Here is a 21,352-nt window from a genome sequence, read left to right on the forward strand (position 1 = left end):
CGCGATCGCATCAGCCCTTCTTGTTGCCGGATTGGACGCTCGGAAGTTTTGCTCGTTTTGAAACGGTTTCGGTGAAGAACCGTAAACCGCAATCCCTGCTGCCTCTTGCGTGCCGGGAACGGGAGGGGCAAACTCGCGGCCAGATTGAAATGCCGCCCAAGCGAGGTCCCATGGCCAACAAACAGTCCAGGTTTCTGATCGATACCTATTTTGCGGCGTTCAATGCCGGCGATACCAAGAAGATGGAAAGCCTGGTTACCGAAGACCTGATCCACGACGTCAATCAGGGCGAACGCCGGGTCGGTAAGGACAAGTTCTGGTCCTTCAACGTTCACATGACGCGCTGCTACAAGGAACGGCTCTCCGACATCGTGCTGTTCGTCAATGAGGAAGGCACGCGGGCCGCGGCCGAATTCATCGTCCACGGCACCTATATCGATACGGACACCGGTCTGCCGCCGGCGAAGGGACAGACCTACAAACTGCCGGCAGGCAGCTTCTTCGAGATCCGCGACGGCCACATCGCCCGCATCACCACCTATTACAACCTTCAGGACTGGATCGACCAGGTGAAGGAAGGGGCGGGCGAAAAGGTGCCGGAAGAGGCTTGAGGCCTCGAAACCGCAGCCAGGAGATATGATAATTCCGGGAAAGGTCTGAGATAGGGCCGGTCCACGCCCTACATGTGGTTTGCAAGACAGACCTCATGGAGCAATCGGATGACCAGAAACGCACTTATCGTTGGAGCAGGGCCGGGTCTTAGCGCTGCACTGGCGAGAACATTTTCAGGCAAGGGCTACAGGGTTTCACTTGCTGCCCGCACTCCGCAAAAGCTTGAAGCGTTGTGCGCCGAAACGGGCGCGATTGCTTATGGCTGCGATGCGTCGGATGCGGGAAGCGTGTCGGCCTTGTTCCAGGCGCTGGATGAAGCCGGATCGGCGCCGGATCTCGTTGTCTACAATCCGAGCGGGCGTGTGCGCGGGCCGATAACGGATCTCGATCCGGATGCCGTGCGGGCAGCGCTCGATGTGACGGCTTTCGGGGCTTTCCTCATCGCGCAGCAAGCAGCCAGGCGCATGCTGGCGAAGGGCGAGGGCACCATGCTCTTCACCGGCGCTTCGGCGGGGATCAAGGGCTTTGCCCAGTCGGCATCCTTCGCCATGGGCAAGTTTGCGCTTCGGGGCCTGTGCCAGTCGCTATCCCGGGAACTGCATCCCCAGAACATTCATGTGGTGCATTTCGTCATCGACGGCGCGATCTACAATCCGGACCGGGATCCGCCCCTCAACGATCCGGACAAGACCCTGCATCCGGATGCCATCGCCCGGACCTATCTGGCCATGGCTCAACAGCACAGAAGTGCCTGGACAAACGAGATCGAGCTCAGGCCGCACGTGGAGCGGTTCTGACGAGCGTCGGCTTTCTTGTCATCTGAACACCGGCGCGGTGGGGGAAGCGCGCCGGTGCCATGCAACGGATTATTCCGCTGCGTCCGCCCGGGCTCCGAAGTGCCGGGCGAGGTCGTCGGCAAGATCCGTCTTCTCCCAGCCAAAGCCGCCGTCTTTCTCCGGTGCACGGCCGAAATGGCCGTAGGCGGCGGTGCGGGCATAGATCGGTTTTGACAGGCCAAGTTGTTCGCGGATGCCGCGCGGCGTCAGGCGCACCATCTCCCGAAGTGTGCTGCCAAGCGCGACTTCGTCGACCTTGCCGGTCCCTTGCGTGTCCACATAAACGGCAACCGGCTCCGGCACGCCAATGGCGTAGGCCAGCTGGATCAGGCACTTGTCGGCAAGGCCGGCCGCGACGACGTTCTTGGCGAGATAGCGCGAGGCATAGGCGGCAGAGCGGTCGACCTTGGTCGGGTCCTTGCCGGAGAAGGCGCCTCCACCATGGGGTGCAGCACCGCCATAGGTATCGACGATGATCTTGCGGCCCGTGAGGCCGGCATCGCCGTCCGGTCCGCCGATGACGAAGCGGCCGGTCGGGTTGATGTAAATGCGGTTTTCCGGAACGGACCAGCCTACAGGCAGCGCATGCAGGATGAAGGGGAGCACGGCTTCGTGCACCTCGTCCTGGCTGACGGTCTCTCCGTGCTGGGTGGAAACGACAACGGCGTCGATCCCGGCCGGGCGGCCGTTCGCGTAGCGCAGCGTCACCTGGCTCTTGGAATCCGGGCCGAGTCTCGGCTCGCGTCCCGACTTGCGTGCTTCTGCCATCGAACGCAGGATCTTGTGCGACAACAGGATCGGCGCCGGCATCAGCTCCTCGGTCTCGTTGCAGGCATAGCCGAACATGATTCCCTGGTCGCCGGCCCCTTCCTCTCCCTTGTCGCCCTCGTCGACGCCAAGGGCGATGTCAGCCGATTGCTGGTGCAGGCGGTTGATCACCTCCATCGTCTGCCAGTGAAAGCCGTCCTGCTCGTATCCGATGTCCCGAACGGCTTCCCGCACCAGATCCTCGACGCCTTTGAGCACCTTCTCCGGTCCCCGGACCTCGCCGGCAATCGTGACGTGGTTTGTCGTTGTCAGGGTCTCGCAGGCGACACGGGCCTGCGGGTCCTCAGTGAGAAAAGCGTCCAGTACCGTGTCCGATATCCGGTCGCAGACCTTGTCGGGATGGCCCTCGGAAACGGATTCACTCGTGAACAGCCAGGATTTCTGCGTCATTGCGCACTCCTTGATTTGGAAAAGGACTGAGGTTGGAACGAGGCGGTCAAGTCCCGGCCGGAGGCGGTCCGGCCGGGCAAAGGGAAGGGATCAGGCAGGCTTGCGGAAAAGCTGGATGCCCCAGGCGAGCTGGCCGGCATCGGCGGCCTTGACCCAGTTCATGAGGCCCTCGGCCATCTTGTCGAGATAGTCCGCCGAAGCACCTTCCTGGCGCAGCTTGTCGTAGTTGGCGAGCAGCTCTTCCCGAACGCGGAAATAGTGGTTGCGCAGCTGGCGGGCCAAGTCGCGCTGTTCGACCGTTTCAAAGCCGAGGGCTTCCGCGGCTTCGCGATAGAAGCGCATCGAGCCGAGGCTGTTGAGCTGGAGGCGGTCGTAGACCGGCTGCAGGGCAGCGGGGTCGGCATTGTCCGCCTGCATCGGGTCGGTGAAGATGAACATGCCGCCCGGTTTCAGGACCCGGTAGACCTCCTCGAGCACCTTCTGGCGCTGGTCGGAATGCAGGATGGCGTCCTGGCTCCAGACGATGTCGAAGCTTTCCGCCTGTTCGGGAATATCCTCGAAAACGCCATGGACGACTCGGATCTTGTCCTTGAACCCCTGTTGCACATTGCGATGCCGGTTGGTGTCGTTCTGGACGTCTGAGATGTTGAGGCAAACGGCGTCGCAGCCGGTCTCCCGGACGACCTTGCGCATGGCGCCGCCATACCCCGAGCCGATGTCCAGGACCTTGGCTTCGGCGTTCAGGTTGGGCAGCATCTTGACCATCTCGTCGATGGTCAGGTCCGAAGCTTCGCGGATGTTGCGGGTGGTGTCGTAGAGGCCGATGTGAAGATCCTGGCCACCCCAGACGATGCTGTAGAAGGTGTCGGCGTCGTCGCTGTCGTAATAGGTCTCTGCGACTTCCCGGATATCCTGCTTGCCGTCTTCGGACTGAACCCCGCCCCAGCGCACCAGATGCAGACTGGATTTTTCCGCGATGTGGATGAAGAAGTCCGGATCGCTCTCGGCAAAGGTTTCCTGAAAATCGCCATAGGTGCGCACGCGCTCGAAACCGGCTTCGGAGAGAAGGCGGCGCATGTAGTTCTTGCGGATCGGGCTCATGTTGAGCGTGAATTCCGCGCCGTCCGGAAAGGTGTATTTGAAGCGGGCAAGGCCTTCGTCGAGATAGTCCGGTTCGGCCTTCACCTTCTTGCCGGCATAATAGTATTTGTGCTTGCTGGAATAATCCTTGTCGTCGAGCATGGCGTCGTAATTGCGCTGGTCGATGATGAGGATGCCGTCATGCTTGAGCGCGGCATAAAATTCGGCGAGCGCACGGCGGCGGTCCTTCTCGTCATGCAGGTGCGTGAAGGAGTTGCCGAGGCAGATGATGGCGTCGTATTTGCCCTGGATGTCCCGGTTGAGCCAGCGCCAGTCGGCTTGCACGGACTTCAGGATCATTCCCCGTTTCTGGCCGTTCTGGAACGCCTTTGCGAGCATGGCCGCGGACCCGTCCGCCGAGGTGACGTTGAAGCCGGCGCGGGTGAGGCGGACGGAATGGAAGCCGGTGCCGGTGGCAACGTCCAGGACCGTTTCCTTGCCCCGGGCGCGCAGCACGTCCATGAAAAACTGGCCTTCGCTGTCGGCCCTTGCCTCCCAGTCGATCAGCTCGTCCCATTTTTCGACGAAGGCCATGATGTATTCACCGCGATAGAGGTCGGTTTCCCTATCCGCAATCGGATCCTGGCCATAAGCCTGTTCGTCCAGTTGCAATTCGGCGTTGGCGGCCAGCTGTTCTGCCTGCATGGGAATAGGTCTCCTTGTGTGATGTCGCGCGGCACGGGAAAGACATCAACGAGGACGCCGGCGCGCACGCGCTCATGCGCCGCCCGGAACAGGGCAGCGGAAATCGGAACTGTTCAGCTTCAAGTCCGGCAAAACGTGCAGCGGTGCACAGGACGGTATTCTGACGGTCCCTTGCGCGGGGGACCTTGTGCCGGACCATTTGGTGGCAGGCGCGCAGCAGCACATGGAGGCTGCAAAGAGCATCGGACCGGTTGAATGGAAACCTCAATCCGCTGCCGACTGACGAGCGCGCGCCCTTCAGCCAATCGGTGGCCGGACCTTAACAAACGCTCAGGTCATTACAACAGCTGGTGGCGGAATTTCCCGCTGCAGTGCGGAAAGTTGTGCGTAAGGCTCTGGGATTGAAAAGAGAATTTTTTTACAAAACTTTTCTGACAGGCGCTTTCCGGTTGCGTTGCGGCCTGGACACTCCGGGCCACAACTTGAACAGGTCGAAGCGTGTGGCCCGTTTGCAGGCAGTCCGGAACTGTGGCGCGCAGGCTTCAGAAATAGTCCGGATTGCGGGCAACGATCTGGTCGACCTGCTGCAATGTGCCGGAGAGGTGTTCACGCACCGCAGTCTCGGTCGCGGCAATGTCGCCCTTCGCGATCCCGTCGAGTATCAGCCCGTGATAGTGCAGGATGTTTGCCGGTTTGCCGGGATCGGGCAGGTTGAGATTGCGCAGGCGGTCGATATGGCCGGAACGCGACGAGACGAGCTGCCACAGGCTGGCATTGCCGACGGCCTTGAACAGGGACAGGTGAAAACGCCTGTCCAGCGCCGAGAACAGCTTGAGATCGCCATCCTCCAAAGCCGTTTGCTGCAGTCGCAGGATCTGCCGGGCCGGAGCGAGGGGTGTCTTGTCCTCTTTCAGGGTCAGCATGCGCGTCACTTCAAGTTCAAGGGACAACCGCAGAAACTGGGTCTCGCGCGCATGGTCGACGTTGATCCTGGAAACCTCCGTCTTGGATTGCGGATAAATCGTCAGAAGGCCTTCTTCCTCGAGCTTCATCATGGCGTCGCGCACGGGCGTCTGGCTGACGCCGTAATGCGTGGCGATATCGGCGCGCGAAAGGCTGAGGCGTGGCGCCAGTTCCAGGGAGACGATGCGGGCCCGCAAGGAATCCTGGATCTGCTGGCTGACGGAAATGCGCTTGAGCCGCTCGCCGTTGCCGCCGTCGACGCCAATTCCCGGGTCGTCCATCAGGTGAGCCAGCTCGACACTCATCTTGGTTCCTCTCGCTTGCGACACGATTCCTTTCGCCGGAACATATATCAGGCTTGCATCAAATGCACTAATATATTAATGCATCAGTAGTCGGGGGGAGGAGCCGCCCGCGCATTCGAGTGGAGGACACCATGAAATTTGCCACCGCTGCCCTCGCAGCTTCCGTCTCCGTCGTCGCAACGATGGCGCACGCGGAGACCTTCAACATCCAGACGTCGTTCAACGCCGGCGACTTTTCCACCCAGTATCTGACCGAAACCTGGTTGCCGAAGATCAAGGAGATGACGGATGGCCGCATCGAGATTGTCCTGACGCCGAACGGGTCTGTCGTGCCGGCCAGGGAAACGCCGGATGCGGTCGCTGCCGGTGTGCTGGATGGCGACTTTACCTCGGTGAACTACTTCGCCGGCCGGGAGCCCGCCTACGCAATCATGGGCGACCTGATCTCCGGCTATGACACGCCGCAGCAGATGCTCGGCTTCTGTAAGGATGGCGGCGGCGAGGCCGTGATGCAGAAGGCTGCCGACGCCGTCACCGGCGGCGAAGTGCATGTGGTCGCCTGCGGCCCCTATTCCCGCGAAGCCCTGCCGGCCCGCGTGCCGATCCGCACATTTGAAGACCTGGCCGGCAAGAAGATCCGCTCACCGGAAGGTCTGGCCGCGGCCGTCTTTCAGGCAGCGGGTGCATCACCCGTCTCCATTCCGTTCTCGGAAGTCTATGGAGCGCTGGAGAAGGGCATCGTCGATGCCGCGGATGCGTCCGCCTATGTGAACAACGATGCGACCGGCCTGCACGATGTCGCCTCCTATCCGCTCTATCCTGGCATTCATTCGATGCCCTCGATGCAGTTCACCATCAACAAGGCCAAGTGGGACGAGCTCAGCCCGGAAGACCAGACGGCCCTGCGCGACTGGTGGTACGAGGCCATGTTCGCCATGGTTGCCGAAGTCGACAAGAAGGACCAGGAACTCGCATCTCGCGATGCTGCCGGCGAGAAGATCGAGGTGATCAACTGGGCGCAGGAGGATCGAGATCAGTTGCGCGAGGTCGCCCGCAAGCAGTGGGAGGACTATGCCCAGAAGTCCGACCTCGCCAGGGAAGCGCTCGAGGCCAACATTTCCTACATGACCGAGATCGGTCTCTTCAAACAATAAGCGTTTGACGGACCGGCGCGCGCCCTTTCCGCACCGTGGAGGGAAAGGGCGCGCTGCCCGTCTGCCAGATCGACGGGGAGACATGATGAAACGCCTTCTGGCGAGCTACGCCGAGCTCATGGACCGTGTCAGCGTGTTCATAGGCCACGGTTGCTCCGTACTGTTTTTTGCCTGTATCGCGGTTTCCGCCCTGGAGGTGGTGATGCGCTACGGCTTCGACCGGCCGACCGTCTGGTCGACCGAACTTGCCATGACCCTGTGTGCGTCCGCCTGGGTGCTTGCTGTCGGTTATGTCACCGAACGCCACCGGCATATTTCCATCACCATGATCGAAACCCTGGTCAGCGCGCGCATCTGGAGGGTGATGCGGCTGATCCAGATGCTGATCGCTTCGGGCGCAGTGCTGGTTTTGACGATGGCTCTCTGGGACCCGATGCTGAAGGTCCTGAAACGCACCGAGCATTCCGGCACCGCGCTCAATTCACTGCAGCCGACCTACCTGAAGATCCTGCTTGTCGTCGGCTGCATGATCTACCTTCTGCAGCTTGCCGCCAACATCATTCGCTGGTTCCAGCACACCGAGGGGGAGATCACAGGTGGGCATTGAGATCATTACGCTTCTGATCGTCATTGCCCTTCTGGCATTGATGGCGCTCGGTGTGCCGCTTGGAATCACGACGCTGACTGTGTCGCTGGCGACCGCGATCCTCTATTTCGGCGAACGCGCCGGTTTCTTCATTGTCGCTGCCAATGTCGGCGAAGTCCTGCACAAATACGAGCTGATTGCCGTTCCCTTCTTCGTCTTCATGGCCAATGTCCTCGAACGATCAGGCATAGCGCAGTCGCTGTTCGACTCCATGGCGATCCTTGGCGGGCGGTTCCGCGGCTCGGTCGCCGTCCAGACCTGCGTTGTCGCGGTGGTTCTTGCCGCCATGTCCGGCATCATGGGCGGCGAGATCGTCATGCTGGGGCTGATCGCACTGCCGCAGATGCTGCGGCTCGGCTACGATCGCAAGCTCTCCATCGGCATCATCTGTGCGGCCGGGGCTCTGGCGACGCTTATCCCGCCGTCGGTCGTGCTGATCGTCTACGGTCTTGCGGCGCAGGTGTCGATCACCAAGCTCTTTGCCGCTTCGGCCGTTCCCGGCCTGCTGCTGGCGAGCCTGTTCATCATCTACATCCTCATTCGCGTACGCTTCAATCCGGCCCTGGCACCGATCTACGACATCCCGGAGACAGGCCTGCCGCTGTTCCAGCGCGTGAAGTTTCTCAAGGGTGTGGTGTTGCCCGGTCTCCTGATCGGCGCCGTGCTCGGAGTGATCTATTCCGGCATTGCCACCGTTACGGAGGCAGCGGCCGTCGGTGCCGTCGGCGCGCTGGTCGTGGCGGCAATCCGCAGCGAGCTGACCTGGAAGATGGCCCGCGACGCGATGCGCCAGACGGTGCTGACCGTCGGCTCGATCATCTGGCTGGTGCTGGGAGCCGTCTCGCTGATCGGTATCTACAACCGCATCGGCGGCGGCGAATTCCTGCGCGGGCTGCTGACCTCGCTGGATATTGCGCCGATCATGGTCATCGTCGTCATGATGCTGATCGTCATGGTGCTCGGCACCTTCCTGGAGTGGATCGCGATCATCTTCATTACGGTGCCGATCTTTGCGCCGGTCGTGGTCGATCTCGGTTTCGACCCGGTCTGGTTCGGCGTGCTCTTTGCCATGAACATCCAGATCTACTACCTGTCGCCGCCTTTCGGTCCGGCCTGCTTCTTCCTGAAGTCCGTCGCTCCAAAGGACATCCAGCTGCAGGAGATCTTCGCCGCGGTGCTGCCGTTCATCGCATTGCAGGCGGTGGGGCTGTTCCTAGTGCTGTTCTTCCCGGACCTGGCCCTTTGGCTGCCGAACCTGCTGGATTGAGGAGGGTGAGATGAAACCCAGTGATCAGGATCTGACCCGCCAGGACGAGGACATCGCCCGCGGAGACTTCGACGCGGAAGAACGCCGCGACGACCGGTTCGGCAACTGGCCGGAAGTTGCCGGCCTCGTCTTCACCCTCTTCGTCGTTTGGCTGACTTTCGCCTTCACCGGATAACAAACATGACGCACAAAGCCCCAAAAGATCTCCGGTCCGCCCGCTGGTTTGCTCCTGACGACCTCAGGAGCTTCGGCCATCGCTCGCGCATGATGCAGCTCGGCTACTCGGAGGAGGACTTCCGCGACAAGCCTGTCATCGGCGTGCTCAACACCTGGTCGGAGCTCAACACCTGCCATGCCCACTTCAAGGAGCGGGTGCAGGATGTGAAGCGCGGTGTGTTGCAGGGTGGCGGGTTCCCGGTCGAGATGCCGTCGCTGTCGGTCGACGAGAGCTTCACCAAGCCGACGTCGATGCTCTACCGCAACATGCTGGCAATGGAGACGGAGGAAATGATCCGCTCGCATCCGCTCGACGGCGTTGTGCTGATGGGCGGCTGCGACAAGACCACGCCGGGTCTTATTCTGGGTGCGCTCTCGGCCGGGGTGCCGATGATCTACCTGCCCGCAGGACCAATGTTGCGCGGCAACTATGCCGGCAAGATCCTGGGCTCCGGCTCGGATGCCTGGAAATACTGGGACGAGCGGCGCGCCGGCAACATCACCGACGAGGAATGGCTCGGTATCCAGGGCGGCATTGCCCGCTCCGCCGGTACCTGCATGACCATGGGAACGGCGTCCACCATGACGGCAATCGCCGACGCCATGGGGCTGACGCTCCCCGGCGCCTCATCGATCCCGGCCGTCGACAGCGGCCATCAGCGCATGGGGGCCGATTGCGGCCGGCGGATCGTCGAGATGGTCTGGGAAGACCTGACGCCGGACCGGATCGTCACGGATGCGGCCTGCCGCAACGCCGCCGTCGTCGCCATGGCAACGGGATGTTCCACCAATGCCGTCGTGCATTTGATCGCCATGGCCCGCCGGGCCGGGGTGGACATGACGCTGGACGATCTCGATGCTCTTGGCCGGATCACGCCACTGATCGCCAATGTCAGGCCGTCCGGCAAGGACTACCTGATGGAGGATTTTTTCTATGCCGGTGGCTTGCGGGCGCTGATGAAGCAGATTGAGGACCGGCTGGAGCTGGGGGCGTTGACGGTCACCGGCAAGACCCTGGGCGAGAACCTGGAAGGCGCCGCGGTCTATAACGACGACGTCATCCGTCCGCTTTCCAATCCGGTCTACGAGGAAGGTTCGCTGGCGGTGCTGAAAGGAAATCTCTGCCCGGACGGAGCCGTGATCAAACCGGCGGCCTGCGATCCGAAGTTCCATTTTCACGAAGGTCCGGCGCTGGTCTTCGACAGCTATCCGGAGATGAAGGCCGCGATCGACGACGAGGATCTCGACGTCACACCCGATCACGTGCTGGTGCTGCGCAATGCCGGTCCCCAGGGCGGCCCCGGGTTTCCCGAATGGGGCATGCTGCCGCTCCCGAAGGCGCTGATCAAGAAGGGTCATCGCGACATGCTGCGGATTTCAGACGCCCGCATGTCCGGAACGTCCTACGGTGCCTGCGTGCTTCACGTTGCGCCGGAAAGCTATATCGGCGGGCCGCTGGCGCTGCTGAAGACCGGCGACACCGTGCGGCTGGATCTCGCGAACCGGCGTCTCGACATGCTGGTCGATGATGCGGAACTCGCGTCGCGCAAGGCCGCCTGGCAGGCGCCCGAGCCCCGCTATGAGCGCGGATACGGCTATCTCTTCCAGCGCCATGTCACCCAGGCCGACAAGGGCTGCGATTTCGACTTCCTGCAAACCGATTTTGGCCGGACTGCCGGCGAACCCGACATCTTCTGAGGATCAAATGAGCGACTACATTCTTACCGAAGACACCCGCGCGAAGCTGAAGAAGGTTTCGACGGCTTCCATCGCGACGGCACTCTACAAGCGCGGTCTACGCAACCAGTTCATCCAGGGTGTGGTACCGGTCGCACCGAAGTCCGAGAACATGGTCGGCCAGGCCTTCACGCTGCGATACATTCCGGCGCGCGAGGACCGCAACCCGATCACGGTGTTCCGCAATCCCGACCACCCCCAGCGCGTTGCCGTCGAAACCTGCCCGCCGGGGCATGTGCTGGTGATGGACGCGCGCAAGGACGCGCGGGCGGCGACCGCCGGGTCGATCCTGATCACCCGGCTGGCGCTGCGCGGTGCTGCCGGCGTCGTCTCCGACGGCGGTTTCCGGGACGCGGAAGGCATCGGCGCGCTGGACATGCCCGCCTATTACGCCAAGCCGTCGGCACCGACGAACCTGACCCTGCACGAGGCGCTCGACATCAACGTGCCGATCTCCTGCGGCGACGCGCCGGTCTTTCCGGGTGACGTGCTGGTTGGCGACAAGGACGGTGTCATGGTGATCCCCGCCCATCTCGCCGACGAACTGGCCGACGAGTGCAGCGGCATGGAAAGCTTCGAGGACTTCGTGCTCGAAGAGGTGAAGGCCGGTACCCCGATCATCGGCCTCTATCCGCCGACGAAGGATGAGAATCTGAAGAAATACGAAGCCTGGCGGCAGAAAACCGGGCGCTGACCCAGCATTGAATCAGGCAGGATCGGCATAGGACGAACTCACTTTTCTGGTGAGTTCGTTTACCGGATGAGCTTGTCCACGAGATCGATGACCTGATCAACCGCATCATCGACGACGGGGCGCCCGTCACTGTATTCGTATTGGGCGCTCAGAAATTTTTCAGGGGTCGAATAGACATATTTCCGACCCTGCTTCTTCTTTTCGATCAGACCCATGCTGACCAGTTTGGACAGTTTCCGGGTGGCGGATGTCATTGATATTCCGACTTTTCCGGCTACGTGGTCCAAGTCGCACTCTTCCGATCTGAACTCCGCGACATAGACGGCTTCGCGCACCAACATCTCGTCGATCGTCAGGCCGGGCGAAATGTCCATCAGAATTTTCGTGATTGATGCATGGAGCTGGACAAGCAGTCTTGCCCGCAAGAGCCTGCGTTCATCGTTCCCTTGAGGCAGATTCAGTTTTACGGGCGTCCGCATCAATTCCTCCTCGAATTCGTCAATTCGGCGAGTTCAAATCGTACCGTCATTTTTCAAGCTTGCGATTCCGCCGGGAGAATATATCTCGCAGAAAACAATAAGGAAGACTTGGTAATCAACGCGGGTGGGGCCCTGTTCCAGGTCTTTCAGATCAGCCGAGGATGGGCATTCAATCCCGCTGATCCAATTTCCGGCGCTTGCTTGAGCCGTCTGCTCCCACTGCAGGCTGGTGAGAGCACCGGAACTGCGCCCGGCAGAATCGCTGACGACGTTGCGGGAACCGTAAGTCCAGCGGTTTCTGCCGGGCTGCACATTTTCTCACGAGCAAACGGGCGAAGGTTTCGAGGACTGCCTCAGCGTGCCGGCATGCCTTTCGCCCGGAAATGCCGCTTCTGGGCCGCAATGCGGAACTGGGCGTTGGCGGCGCCATAGCCCCTGTAACCGCCGCGCCGTTCGACGATCTCGAAGAAGAAGCCTTCGCCGTAGGTCGGGCTGTAGATCTGGAAATATTCTCCGGTCTCGTCCCGGTCATAAAGAATGCCGGAGCTTTTCAGGTCTTCCAGAAAGTCCTCGTCGAGACCGAAGCGGGCATCGAGGTCGTCATAGTAGTTCGGCGAGATCGCCAGCGGCGTGAAGCCGTTCGCCTTCAGGGCCTTGACCGTCCGGAAGATATCGCCCGTCTCGAAGGCGATGTGCTGGACGCCGGAGCCGAAGCCTTCCGCAATGAAGTGACCGGCAAGGGTCTTGCGGTTTTCCGCGCCGTTCAATGTGATGCGCAGCGAGCCGTCGTTGTTCTCGATCGCCTGGCTGCGCACAAGACCGGCCGGGTCGATGACATCGACCATGGCGGTCTTCTCCGTGTCGAAGATCGACCGGTAGAAGAGCAGCCAGGTCAGCATCTCGTCGTAGTTCATTGTCTCGGCGAGATGGTCGATGCGGGTGAGGCCCGCATCGCGCGACCCTGATGTCTGCTCGACCGGTGCGAATTCGATCTCCCAGACCCGCGAGAGATCCTTGCTGCCGTCGATGAAGTGGAGAACGCTGCCGCCGAGGGCGCGGATGGCCGGGATCTTCAGTTCGCCCGGTCCGACCGGCTGTTCGAACGTCTTGGCACCGAGGGCCTCCGCCCGGGTAACGGTCGCAGCGGCGTCGGCAACCTTCAGACCGATGTCACAGACATTGGTGCCGTGGGTGATGTAGGACGCGTGGGCGAAGCCGCGCGGGTCGGTGTTGATGACGATATTGATGCCGCCCTGGCGCCAGAGCTCGACCTCCTTGGAGACATGCTTGCCGGCTTTATGGAAACCGAGCGTCGTCAGCATGGCCGCGAGATCACTCGCTTCCTTGCGGTCGGCAGCGAATTCGACAAACTCGATCCCGGCGACCGGCACCCGGTCTGGCATGTCGGGCACGGAGATCTTTATCCCTGGTTCGGTTCGTTTCACCTGGTCCATCAGGTAGAGCAGTGAGCGGTAGCCGTCGACGGCGATGGATTTCGGCGAACCGCCCCGGAACTGATCGTTGAAGATCTCAAGGGACAACACACCGTTATAGCCGGTCGCTGCGACGGCGCGCATGAAGCCGGTGACATCCAGATCGCCTTCGCCGGGCATGTTGCGGAAATGGCGGCTCCAATAAAGGAGATCCATGTTGAAGCCCGGCGCATCGGCGAGTTGGACAAAGAAGATCTTGTCGCCGGGAATGGCTCGGATCGTGTCCGGGTCGGTCTTGCGCGACAGCGTATGGAAGGTGTCGAGGATCAGTCCGACGTTGGCATGGTCTGCCCGCCGGACGATTTCCCAGGCATCGCGGTGGTCGTTGACGAAACGGCCCCAGGCCAGCGCTTCATAGCCGATGCGGATGCCGTACTGCGCGGCAAGGTCTCCGAGCTGGTTGAGGTCGTTCGCGGCACGGTCGATGCCGCCAAGAGCGATAGGCGAGACATTGGAGCAGATCAGCACCAGATCGGCGCCCATTTCCTGCATCAGCGCAAACTTGCGTTTTGCCCGCTCGAAGGCGCGGCTGCGCTGCGGCTCCGGCATGCCTTCAAAGTCGCGAAAGGGCTGGAACAGGCTGATTTCAAGGCCGTGGTCGCGCACCATCTGCCCGACATCCTGCGGGCTGCGGTCGAAGGCGAGGAAATCGTTCTCGAAGATCTCCACGCCGTCGAACCCGGCGGCGGCAATGGCACTGAGCTTTTCGGCAAGGTCGCCGGCGATGGAAACGGTGGCGATGGCGGTTTTCATGGTCGCGCTCCGAAAGTCAGTAGCCCATCACGCGGGGCAGCCAGATGACTGTTTCCGGCACGAAGGTGAGAATGATGAGCACCAGCACCTCAACCGCGAAGAAGGGCAGGATTGCCCAGGTCAGCCTGGCCATGCCCACCTGGGCGATGCCCTCGGCCACGAAGAGACAGAGGCCCAAAGGCGGCGTGATCAGACCGATCATCAGGTTGAAGATGACGAGGATGCCGAAATGGACCGGGTCGACGCCGAGGCTGACGGCGATCGGGTGCAGGATCGGCACCAGCACCAGCATGGCGGCGATGCCTTCCAGGAACAGACCGACGAAGAGGAACAGCAGGATCGTGGCGATCAGGAAGGCGGTCTTGCTGTCGACATTGGTGAGCACCCAGTCGGTCAGCATGTTGGGGACCCGGTTATAGGTCAGCAGCCAGTTTGCGGCGGAAACCGCGGCGATGATGATCAGAATGACCGAGCTGTCGCGCATGGCTTCCGCAAAAAGCCGGGGCAGGGCGGCAAACCGGATGTTGCGGTAGACGAAAATGCCGAGGAACAGCGCATAGGCGACCGCGAAGCTGGCGGCTTCCGTCGGCGTGACGATGCCGAGCAGGATGGAGCCGACGACAAAGACCGGCATCATCAGCGGCAACAGGCCGCCGACGAGGGCCTTGCCGGCAGGTTCCGCCGTCAGGCTGCCTGCCTCGTGGCCATGGTCGACTTTCACCGTCAGCATGACGAAGACCGAGAGGAAGATTGCCAGCAGGATGCCGGGGACGATGCCGGCCAGGAAAAGGGCCGGTACCGAAACGCCGGAGACGATCAGGGCGTAGATGATCACCGGGATCGACGGCGGTATGATCGGTCCGATGACAGAGGAAGCCGCCGTCAGTGCCGCCGCGAAGGGACGGGAATAGCCGTGCTTTTCCATTTCCGGAATGAAGACGCGGCCGAGCGCGGAGGTGTCGGCGACCGCCGAGCCGGAAAGCCCTGCGAAGATCACCGAGGCCCAGATGTTGACGAGCGCCAGCCCGGCACGCATGCGACCTACGAGGACATTGGCAAAGGCGATGATGCGGCTGGTGATGCCGCTCTCGTTCATGACCTCGCCGGCAAGCACGAAGAGTGGGATGGCAAGTAGCGGGAAGGAGTTCATGCCCTTGAACATTTCCGTTGCCACGACGCGCAGGGAATAAGGGGGTTCACCCATTCCCATGAAGACGAGCAGGGCGGCGATGATGGCAAGCGCGATCGGAACGCCGACGGCTAGGCCGATGAGAAGGACCGCGTAGATCATGCTGCTGCCGCCTTGAAAGAGGAGATCCGTTCGATGAACTTGAGGAGCGCTGCGACGGCCAGCATGGCCCCGCCGATGGCAATGGCGTATTGCCAGGTTCCGACCTTCGCGACCCAGACAAGAGCGTCGATGCCCGTCACATCGGCGAGCCAGGTGCCGGCGGATTTCAGTCCGGATGCATCGATATTGCCGCGCCGGCTGGCGAAGGCGTGGCCGGAAATGGCAAGGGCGATGCCGGAAACGCAGCTGACGATGTCGACGGCCGCAAACAGCCTTTCGCGAAAACCTCCGGGCAGGAAATCGATCAGGACGGTGAAGCGGATGTGCCTGTCCTGGAGATAGGCCAGTGCCAGGCCGAACATGACGCCGTAGATGGTCAGGTAGATCGGCAGTTCCTCGCCCCAGGAAACCGACTGGCCGACCGTGTAACGGCGGAGCGAGTTGACGAAGATGATGGCGAAGACGAGGGCCATCGACAGGCCGCATCCGAACGCAAAAAAGCGCCGGGCAAGATCATTGACCGTTTTCATGTTCCAAAGTCCCGGTAGGCCCCGGGCGAATGCCGCCCGGGGTCTTTTCGTGGATTAGTTGCTTGCGGAAGCGACGGCTTCCTGTAGGCGGTCGATCCAGACTGCGTCTTCGCCCAGTTCGCCGCGCAGATATTCAACCACAGCAGGCTGCGCCTTTTCAGCAAAGGCCGCAATTTCTTCCGAAGTCGGAGAATAGACCTGCATGCCTTCGGCCTGAACCTTGTTGACGCCGTCAGCGGTGCTCCACTGCTGGATTGCGCGGCCCATGGTGCCGGCAACGCGGGCCGCACGGGCAACGACGGCCTGCTCGGCCGGGCTCAGCGAATTGTAGAATTCATCCGAAATCACGATGAAATCGGCGGCGTACACATGGCCGTCAAGGGTCATGTATTTCTGCAGCTTGTGGAGACCGTTGTTGTAGATCACGCCGACCGGGTTTTCCTGGCCGTCGACAACACCGGTCGACAGCGCGTTCGGCAGTTCGGTCCAGGCGATCGGGGTCGGCTCGCCGCCAAGGCCCTTCACCATTTCCACATAGAGCGGGATCGGCTGCACGCGGAACTTCAAGCCTTCCATGTCGGCGGGTGACTTGATCTCGCGGGTGCCGTTGGTGAAGTTGCGGAAGCCTGTTTCGCCGTAGGCAAGCGTTCTGAGGCCGGTCTGGGCAAGGCAATGCTCGGCCAGTGCGTCACCGAATTCTCCGTCCAGAACGTCCCAGGCAATGGTGGCCGAGGAGAAGGTGTAGGGAATGTCGAGTACGGACGCCGCCGGGCAGGCCTTGGACATGGCGCCGGAAACCAGCACCACCTGGGTCAGGTTGTCCTGGGCCTGTGCGACCAGTTCGTCCTCGTTGCCGAGCGCTCCGGCCGGAAACAGTTCCACCGTCAGATCGGTTTCGCCTTCGACGATGTTCTTGAAGATATGGGCGGCGGCGCCCTTCTTGGAACCGGTCCAGTCGTCCGGGTCGACATGAGCGACGCGGATAGTCTGGGCCTGAGCGGTGGCGGCAAGGCCAACGGTCAGGATGGCAGTTGCTGCCAGGCTGGATAGTTTGAAACGCATGACTTCCTCCCGTTTGCGTAACACTTTCAAATCGATCAGTTTTTCCGCTTCCGAACAGCCGGAAGCAGGCCGACCTAGGCGTCCGCGGTCTCCCGCGGAATTTCATCGAAGGCGTCGAATGCCGCCCTCATTCTTTGAGGGTCGGCGTGCCGGCCCGTGAAAAGTTCAAATGCGCGAACCGCTTGATACACCGCCATGCCCGAGCCTGGCAGGACGCGGCATCCAAGCTTTCGCGCCCCCGCCAGGAGTTCGGTTTCCAGCGGGAAATAGACAATGTCGGCGACCCACATGTCGGGCCTCAGGAGAGCAAGCGGGAACGGTGTTCCCGGCGTCTTGGCCATTCCGACGGGGCTTGCGTTGACAATGCCTGAGAGATCGGCGCAGGCGGCGTTGTCGATGACGGTAACAGGCGTCACCGTTATGCCGGGACGGTTGGCCTCGACCTGGCCGGCAAGCTTTTTTGCGCGTGAAGTGTCCAGATCGAACAGCTTGAGGTGCCGGACACCACAATCCGCCAGCGCGTGCGCGACGGCGACACCGGCGCCGCCCGCGCCGATCAGCAACACCGTCTCCACGGAGGCTCCCGTCATGTTCTGGCGAAAGCTTTCCGCAAACCCCCAGAGATCGGTGTTGTGGCCGATGCGTTTGCCGTTCCGGAACACGATGGTGTTGACCGAGCCGACGGCTGCCGCGTTGGGCGACAGCTCGTCGAGCAGCGGGATGACGTCCATCTTGAACGGAAAGGTAACGTTGAGACCGTTGAAGCCGGTCATCTCGGCCGCGTGCACAATAACTTCAAGGTTCTGTTTGTCCACGGGAAGCGTGTCGACATCGATGATGCGATAGACGCCACGAAGGCTCTGGGACGCCGCTTCCGCCATGTGCATTTCGGGCGTTCTGGAACGTGCGATGCCACGTCCGATCAGCCCGGCCAGCACGATGTTGCTTGCAGCTTTCACCCAGGTTCCTCCCGAGAAACCTTGTTGTTCGAGTTCCCTTGCCGGGACTTTTCCTGACGGAGATCGTGTCTCCTTGACGCTAAATTGTACTAACTAGTTAATTCAGTCAAGTGAAATGTACCAGTCGGTTAATTTACGCTGGCGCGAGACGCCCAGCTGGGCTAGAAAAAGGCATGTCGATCAATGAGAAAGAGCAGCCGGAAAAAAATTCGGCCCGGGCCCGCTGGAAGCAGGATCCGGAGGGGGTCAAGGCCAACATTCTGGCGGTGGCGCTGGAGGAGTTTTCCACCAACGGCCTGTCGGGCGCCCGCATGGACGAGATCGCGGCCAAGACAAAATCGTCAAAGCGGATGATGTATTACTACTTCGGCGACAAGGAGAGCCTTTACCTGAAGGCGCTGGAGGCTGCCTACAAGAAGGTTCGCCGCGGCGAGGAGCAACTGGAACTCGACCACCTGCCACCCAGGGAAGCGCTCGAAAGGCTTGTGGAATTCACCTTTGAGCATCACCGCAACAACCCGGCCTTCATCCGCCTCGTCATGATCGAGAACATCCATCACGGCCGCTATCTGGAGCAATCGGACGAGATCAAGAGCCTCAACGAGGCGGCGATTTCGCAAATTGCCGGTATCTATTCCAAAGGTGTTGCCGAGGGTATTTTCCGCGACGGGCTGACGCCGTTGCGCATCCACTGGCTGATCTCGGCGATGAGCTTTTTCAACGTCTCCAACGCCACCACCTTCTCCATGCTCTTCGGTCCTGAGCTTCAGTCGGAAGCCGGGCAGGGGGAGTTGAAGGGGGATGCTCGCGAGGCGGTGCTGCGGTTCGTCGCGGTGTAGACGGTTTCAGCAGCCTTTGCCGGGCAAGCAGCAGGCGCGGACCGTTTCGTTGTTGTTGCAGCAATCCTGCAGGAGATAGCGGACAAGGGCGCCGATGGCCGTGAAATCGACACAGTAGAGGATCTGCCGGGACTGTCTTGTCGAGGTGATCAGGCCCGCCTCGGCGAGGTTGGACAGGTGAAACGACGTTCGGGAGGGCGTTGCGCCCACAACTTCGGCAATCTCGCCGGCAGGCAAGCCGGCCGGTCCCGCTTCCACCAGGCATTTGACCATCCGCAGCCGCGTTGCGCTGGAGATGGAAGCAAAGGCGGCGAGGGCGTCGGCTTCGTTCATATTTCAAACTTTCTTGAAATGATGATTGAGGTATGGCATTTCTTATATTTCAACATTTGTTGAAATGAAAGGATGAGTCATGACATTGAACGACCTTCTCGAAACCCTCGACGCGCTTCCGCCGGAAGCGCCACTCGTCTTCAGGACCGACGCAGGTCCGATCGGGGACGGCTATCACGTGACGGAACTGAAGCTGTTGCGGGTCGACAGCATCGATTGCGGCGCGCGCCGTAGCAACTGGATTGAAAGTGTCCTGCAATTGCTCGACGGCAAAGGCGGCGGACATATGTCCGTCGGCAAGTTTTCAGCGATCGCCCGGCAGAGCGCCCGGCAGCTCAAGGATCTAGCAGACCACGAACTGCAGGTCGAATTCGCCCCCTTGAACAAGGGACTGCGCATCTTTCAGCCGATGCTTCCCGAACTTGATGGCGGAACTGTCTCGCTGTCCCTGAAGGAGGGGAGGGCGCATTGCAAACCGGCCCTGGAGCGGGTTTCGATCCCGGGAAAGACCGGCTGCTGCGGAGGTGCGACAGAAGGGGCCTGCTGCTCTGCGGCATAGTTGCGGCATACTGAGGGCTGATCACCTCCCTTAGGGTCCGGAACGTGGGCTGACTGTCCGTCCCGGGCGCTCTTTCAAAACTACGACATGTCGACGGCCTGTCCGCGTTGCCCAGCGGTTCGGCGTTGACATGTCGAAAAACAACTATATAACTAGAAATATAGTTTTATTGAATGAGGTCCCCATGGATGTGGAAATTGCGGCGCAAGGGTTCGCCGCCCTCGGCTCGGAAGCGCGGCTGCAGGTGGTGCTGACCCTGGTGAAGGCCGGGCAGGGCGGATTGACCGTGGGAGATATCCAGTCCCGCACCGGCATGGCGGCCTCGACCCTGGCGCATCACCTCAAGTTTCTCTCTTCCGCGGGACTGGTCATCCAGGAAAAGGACGGCCGTTCGGTGATCAACCGGGCAGCCTACGATCATCTGGAGAACCTTGCCGGATACATCCTGAAGGAATGCTGCGTGGACGAAAACGGCTGCCGCGGGCTGCTGCCGGAAAAGGAACCGACCGATGACTGATACTGTGAGCGATCTGGAAACCCCAACCGGCGGTGCAGGCTGCTGCGCTCCCAAAACCTCCTGCTGTTCCGCGTCCGAACCGAAATGGTCCTGGAAGAAATTTCCCGGCCGGGACATCCTGTTCTCGACCTGGACCGTCGTTTTCTGCGGTCCCTTGCTGGTCCTGCTCTTCGACCAGACCCAGTTCCTTCCCTTCGTGACCTTCGCGATCAAGGCCTTTGGCGGCACGCTTCCCTACATCGCCTTTGCCGTCGCCTTGATCGCTTGGCTGAAGGCCGCGGGAGCCGAGGCCTATGTGGGCAGGGCCTTCGAAGGTCGTGAAACACAGGCGATCATGCTTGCCGCCCTTTTTGGCGGGCTGGCGCCGTTCTGTTCCTGCGAGGTCATTCCGTTCATCGCCGGTTTGCTGGCCGTCGGTGCTCCGCTCTCCGCCATCATGGCCTTCTGGCTGTCCTCGCCGTTGATCGACCCGCCGACGCTGCTGATCACCGCAGGGGCGCTGGGCTGGACCTTTGCCGTCGGCAAGGCGGTCTTTGCCGTCGCGCTCGGTCTATTCGGCGGCTTCGCGGTTGCCTTCGCGATGCGGGCCGGCTTTCTCGGCAATCCCGCCCGATCCGGTCCGGTTGCAAGCGGCTGCGGCTGCGGCGCATCGCCCAAGACCGGACGCCCGGTGTGGTGGTTCTGGCAGGAAGAGGAGCGGTCGGTGAAATTCGTTTCCGAACTCAGGGCCAACGCGGTTTTCCTCATCAAATGGCTGGCGCTTGCCTATGTGCTGGAGGCGGCTCTGGTGACCTATGTGCCGGCAGACCTTATCGCCCGTGTTGTCGGCGGCGAAGGTCTCGGCGCGATTGTCATCTCGGCGCTTGTCGGCATGCCGGCCTACCTCAACAGTTATGTCGCACCGCCCCTGCTGGCGGGGCTCATGGACCAGGGCATGGGTTCAGGCGCGGCCATGGCGTTCATGATAGCCGGTGCCGTCAGCTCGATCCCGGCCATGGCGGCCGTCTGGTCGCTGGTCAAGCCGCAGATCTTTGCTACCTATCTGGGTCTCGGCTTTGCCGGAGCGGTCCTCTCCGGCATCCTTTTTCAGCTTATTGTCTGACG

The 21,352-nt window shown here is 61.4% G+C and carries 22 protein-coding genes; 12 read left to right on the forward strand and 10 right to left on the reverse strand.

What is annotated here, in order from left to right:
- The first annotated feature begins 170 nt into the window (after positions 1 to 170).
- Entirely contained in the window at positions 171 to 611 is a 441-nt protein-coding gene (locus ACX3M4_RS26205) for a ketosteroid isomerase-related protein (RefSeq protein ID WP_459355917.1), read from the forward strand.
- A 108-nt stretch (positions 612 to 719) separates the two neighbouring features.
- A complete protein-coding gene (locus ACX3M4_RS26210) occupies positions 720 to 1,409 on the forward strand; it encodes an SDR family NAD(P)-dependent oxidoreductase (RefSeq protein ID WP_459355918.1) in 690 nt (229 codons plus the stop codon).
- Positions 1,410 to 1,478: 69 nt separating this feature from the next.
- Here ACX3M4_RS26210 and metK read toward each other — a convergent pair whose 3' ends face one another.
- The 3 genes from metK to ACX3M4_RS26225 all read right to left on the reverse strand — a co-directional run bounded on the left by metK (position 1,479) and on the right by ACX3M4_RS26225 (position 5,719).
- Positions 1,479 to 2,666, reverse strand: coding sequence for a methionine adenosyltransferase (gene metK / locus ACX3M4_RS26215; protein WP_459355919.1), 1,188 nt, complete (start codon positions 2,664 to 2,666; stop codon positions 1,479 to 1,481).
- Positions 2,667 to 2,756: 90 nt separating this feature from the next.
- Complete coding sequence (locus ACX3M4_RS26220) at positions 2,757 to 4,451, reverse strand: glycine/sarcosine N-methyltransferase (protein ID WP_459355920.1); 1,695 nt, start codon at positions 4,449 to 4,451, stop codon at positions 2,757 to 2,759.
- Positions 4,452 to 4,993: 542 nt separating this feature from the next.
- Complete coding sequence (locus ACX3M4_RS26225; protein WP_459355921.1) at positions 4,994 to 5,719, reverse strand: GntR family transcriptional regulator; 726 nt, start codon at positions 5,717 to 5,719, stop codon at positions 4,994 to 4,996.
- Between the two features lie 131 nt (positions 5,720 to 5,850).
- Between ACX3M4_RS26225 and dctP (ACX3M4_RS26230) the strand changes: the two genes are divergently transcribed.
- The 6 genes from dctP (ACX3M4_RS26230) to ACX3M4_RS26255 all read left to right on the forward strand — a co-directional run bounded on the left by dctP (ACX3M4_RS26230) (position 5,851) and on the right by ACX3M4_RS26255 (position 11,433).
- Positions 5,851 to 6,873 carry a TRAP transporter substrate-binding protein DctP gene (gene dctP, locus ACX3M4_RS26230; RefSeq protein ID WP_459355922.1) on the forward strand — a complete coding sequence of 341 codons (1,023 nt, stop codon included), beginning with the start codon at positions 5,851 to 5,853 and terminating at the stop codon, positions 6,871 to 6,873.
- An 85-nt stretch (positions 6,874 to 6,958) separates the two neighbouring features.
- Positions 6,959 to 7,480: a TRAP transporter small permease subunit gene (locus ACX3M4_RS26235; protein ID WP_459355923.1), complete on the forward strand. Its 522-nt coding sequence runs from the start codon at positions 6,959 to 6,961 to the stop codon at positions 7,478 to 7,480.
- Positions 7,470 to 8,786, forward strand: coding sequence for a TRAP transporter large permease (locus tag ACX3M4_RS26240; protein ID WP_459355924.1), 1,317 nt, complete (start codon positions 7,470 to 7,472; stop codon positions 8,784 to 8,786). The genes ACX3M4_RS26235 and ACX3M4_RS26240 overlap by 11 nt, the downstream gene beginning before the upstream one ends.
- Before the next feature lie 10 nt (positions 8,787 to 8,796).
- Positions 8,797 to 8,961, forward strand: coding sequence for a hypothetical protein (locus ACX3M4_RS26245; RefSeq protein WP_459355925.1), 165 nt, complete (start codon positions 8,797 to 8,799; stop codon positions 8,959 to 8,961).
- A gap of 5 nt (positions 8,962 to 8,966) precedes the next feature.
- Complete coding sequence (gene araD / locus ACX3M4_RS26250) at positions 8,967 to 10,700, forward strand: L-arabinonate dehydratase (protein WP_459355926.1); 1,734 nt, start codon at positions 8,967 to 8,969, stop codon at positions 10,698 to 10,700.
- A gap of 7 nt (positions 10,701 to 10,707) precedes the next feature.
- A complete protein-coding gene (locus ACX3M4_RS26255; RefSeq protein WP_459355927.1) occupies positions 10,708 to 11,433 on the forward strand; it encodes a ribonuclease activity regulator RraA in 726 nt (241 codons plus the stop codon).
- 59 nt (positions 11,434 to 11,492) lie between these two features.
- Here ACX3M4_RS26255 and ACX3M4_RS26260 read toward each other — a convergent pair whose 3' ends face one another.
- The 6 genes from ACX3M4_RS26260 to ACX3M4_RS26285 form a co-directional block, all read right to left on the reverse strand.
- On the reverse strand, positions 11,493 to 11,807 hold the full coding sequence (locus tag ACX3M4_RS26260) for a hypothetical protein (RefSeq protein WP_459355928.1): 315 nt from the start codon (positions 11,805 to 11,807) through the stop codon (positions 11,493 to 11,495).
- A 458-nt stretch (positions 11,808 to 12,265) separates the two neighbouring features.
- Positions 12,266 to 14,158: a bifunctional sugar phosphate isomerase/epimerase/4-hydroxyphenylpyruvate dioxygenase family protein gene (locus ACX3M4_RS26265; protein WP_459355929.1), complete on the reverse strand. Its 1,893-nt coding sequence runs from the start codon at positions 14,156 to 14,158 to the stop codon at positions 12,266 to 12,268.
- 16 nt (positions 14,159 to 14,174) lie between these two features.
- Complete coding sequence (locus tag ACX3M4_RS26270) at positions 14,175 to 15,449, reverse strand: TRAP transporter large permease (protein ID WP_459355930.1); 1,275 nt, start codon at positions 15,447 to 15,449, stop codon at positions 14,175 to 14,177.
- Complete coding sequence (locus ACX3M4_RS26275) at positions 15,446 to 15,979, reverse strand: TRAP transporter small permease (protein WP_459355931.1); 534 nt, start codon at positions 15,977 to 15,979, stop codon at positions 15,446 to 15,448. Before ACX3M4_RS26275 ends, ACX3M4_RS26270 begins: the two co-directional genes overlap by 4 nt.
- Positions 15,980 to 16,033: 54 nt before the next feature.
- Positions 16,034 to 17,041: a TRAP transporter substrate-binding protein DctP gene (gene dctP / locus ACX3M4_RS26280; RefSeq protein ID WP_459355932.1), complete on the reverse strand. Its 1,008-nt coding sequence runs from the start codon at positions 17,039 to 17,041 to the stop codon at positions 16,034 to 16,036.
- 74 nt (positions 17,042 to 17,115) lie between these two features.
- Complete coding sequence (locus ACX3M4_RS26285; RefSeq protein ID WP_459355933.1) at positions 17,116 to 18,000, reverse strand: shikimate dehydrogenase; 885 nt, start codon at positions 17,998 to 18,000, stop codon at positions 17,116 to 17,118.
- Between the two features lie 173 nt (positions 18,001 to 18,173).
- On the opposite strand from ACX3M4_RS26285, the gene ACX3M4_RS26290 reads away from it, so the two are divergent.
- Positions 18,174 to 18,839, forward strand: a complete 666-nt coding sequence (locus tag ACX3M4_RS26290; protein ID WP_459355934.1) for a TetR/AcrR family transcriptional regulator — start codon at positions 18,174 to 18,176, stop codon at positions 18,837 to 18,839.
- A 6-nt stretch (positions 18,840 to 18,845) separates the two neighbouring features.
- Here ACX3M4_RS26290 and ACX3M4_RS26295 read toward each other — a convergent pair whose 3' ends face one another.
- Entirely contained in the window at positions 18,846 to 19,172 is a 327-nt protein-coding gene (locus ACX3M4_RS26295; protein WP_459355935.1) for an ArsR/SmtB family transcription factor, read from the reverse strand.
- 79 nt (positions 19,173 to 19,251) lie between these two features.
- Here ACX3M4_RS26295 and ACX3M4_RS26300 point away from each other — a divergent pair, with 79 nt between their 5' ends.
- The 3 genes from ACX3M4_RS26300 to ACX3M4_RS26310 all read left to right on the forward strand — a co-directional run bounded on the left by ACX3M4_RS26300 (position 19,252) and on the right by ACX3M4_RS26310 (position 21,350).
- Positions 19,252 to 19,731: a DUF6428 family protein gene (locus tag ACX3M4_RS26300; protein ID WP_459355936.1), complete on the forward strand. Its 480-nt coding sequence runs from the start codon at positions 19,252 to 19,254 to the stop codon at positions 19,729 to 19,731.
- A gap of 184 nt (positions 19,732 to 19,915) precedes the next feature.
- Positions 19,916 to 20,248, forward strand: a complete 333-nt coding sequence (locus ACX3M4_RS26305) for an ArsR/SmtB family transcription factor (protein ID WP_459355937.1) — start codon at positions 19,916 to 19,918, stop codon at positions 20,246 to 20,248.
- Positions 20,241 to 21,350 carry a permease gene (locus ACX3M4_RS26310; protein WP_459355938.1) on the forward strand — a complete coding sequence of 370 codons (1,110 nt, stop codon included), beginning with the start codon at positions 20,241 to 20,243 and terminating at the stop codon, positions 21,348 to 21,350. Before ACX3M4_RS26305 ends, ACX3M4_RS26310 begins: the two co-directional genes overlap by 8 nt.
- Positions 21,351 to 21,352 lie beyond the last annotated feature (2 nt).

The organism is Roseibium sp. M-1, from assembly GCF_054515675.1.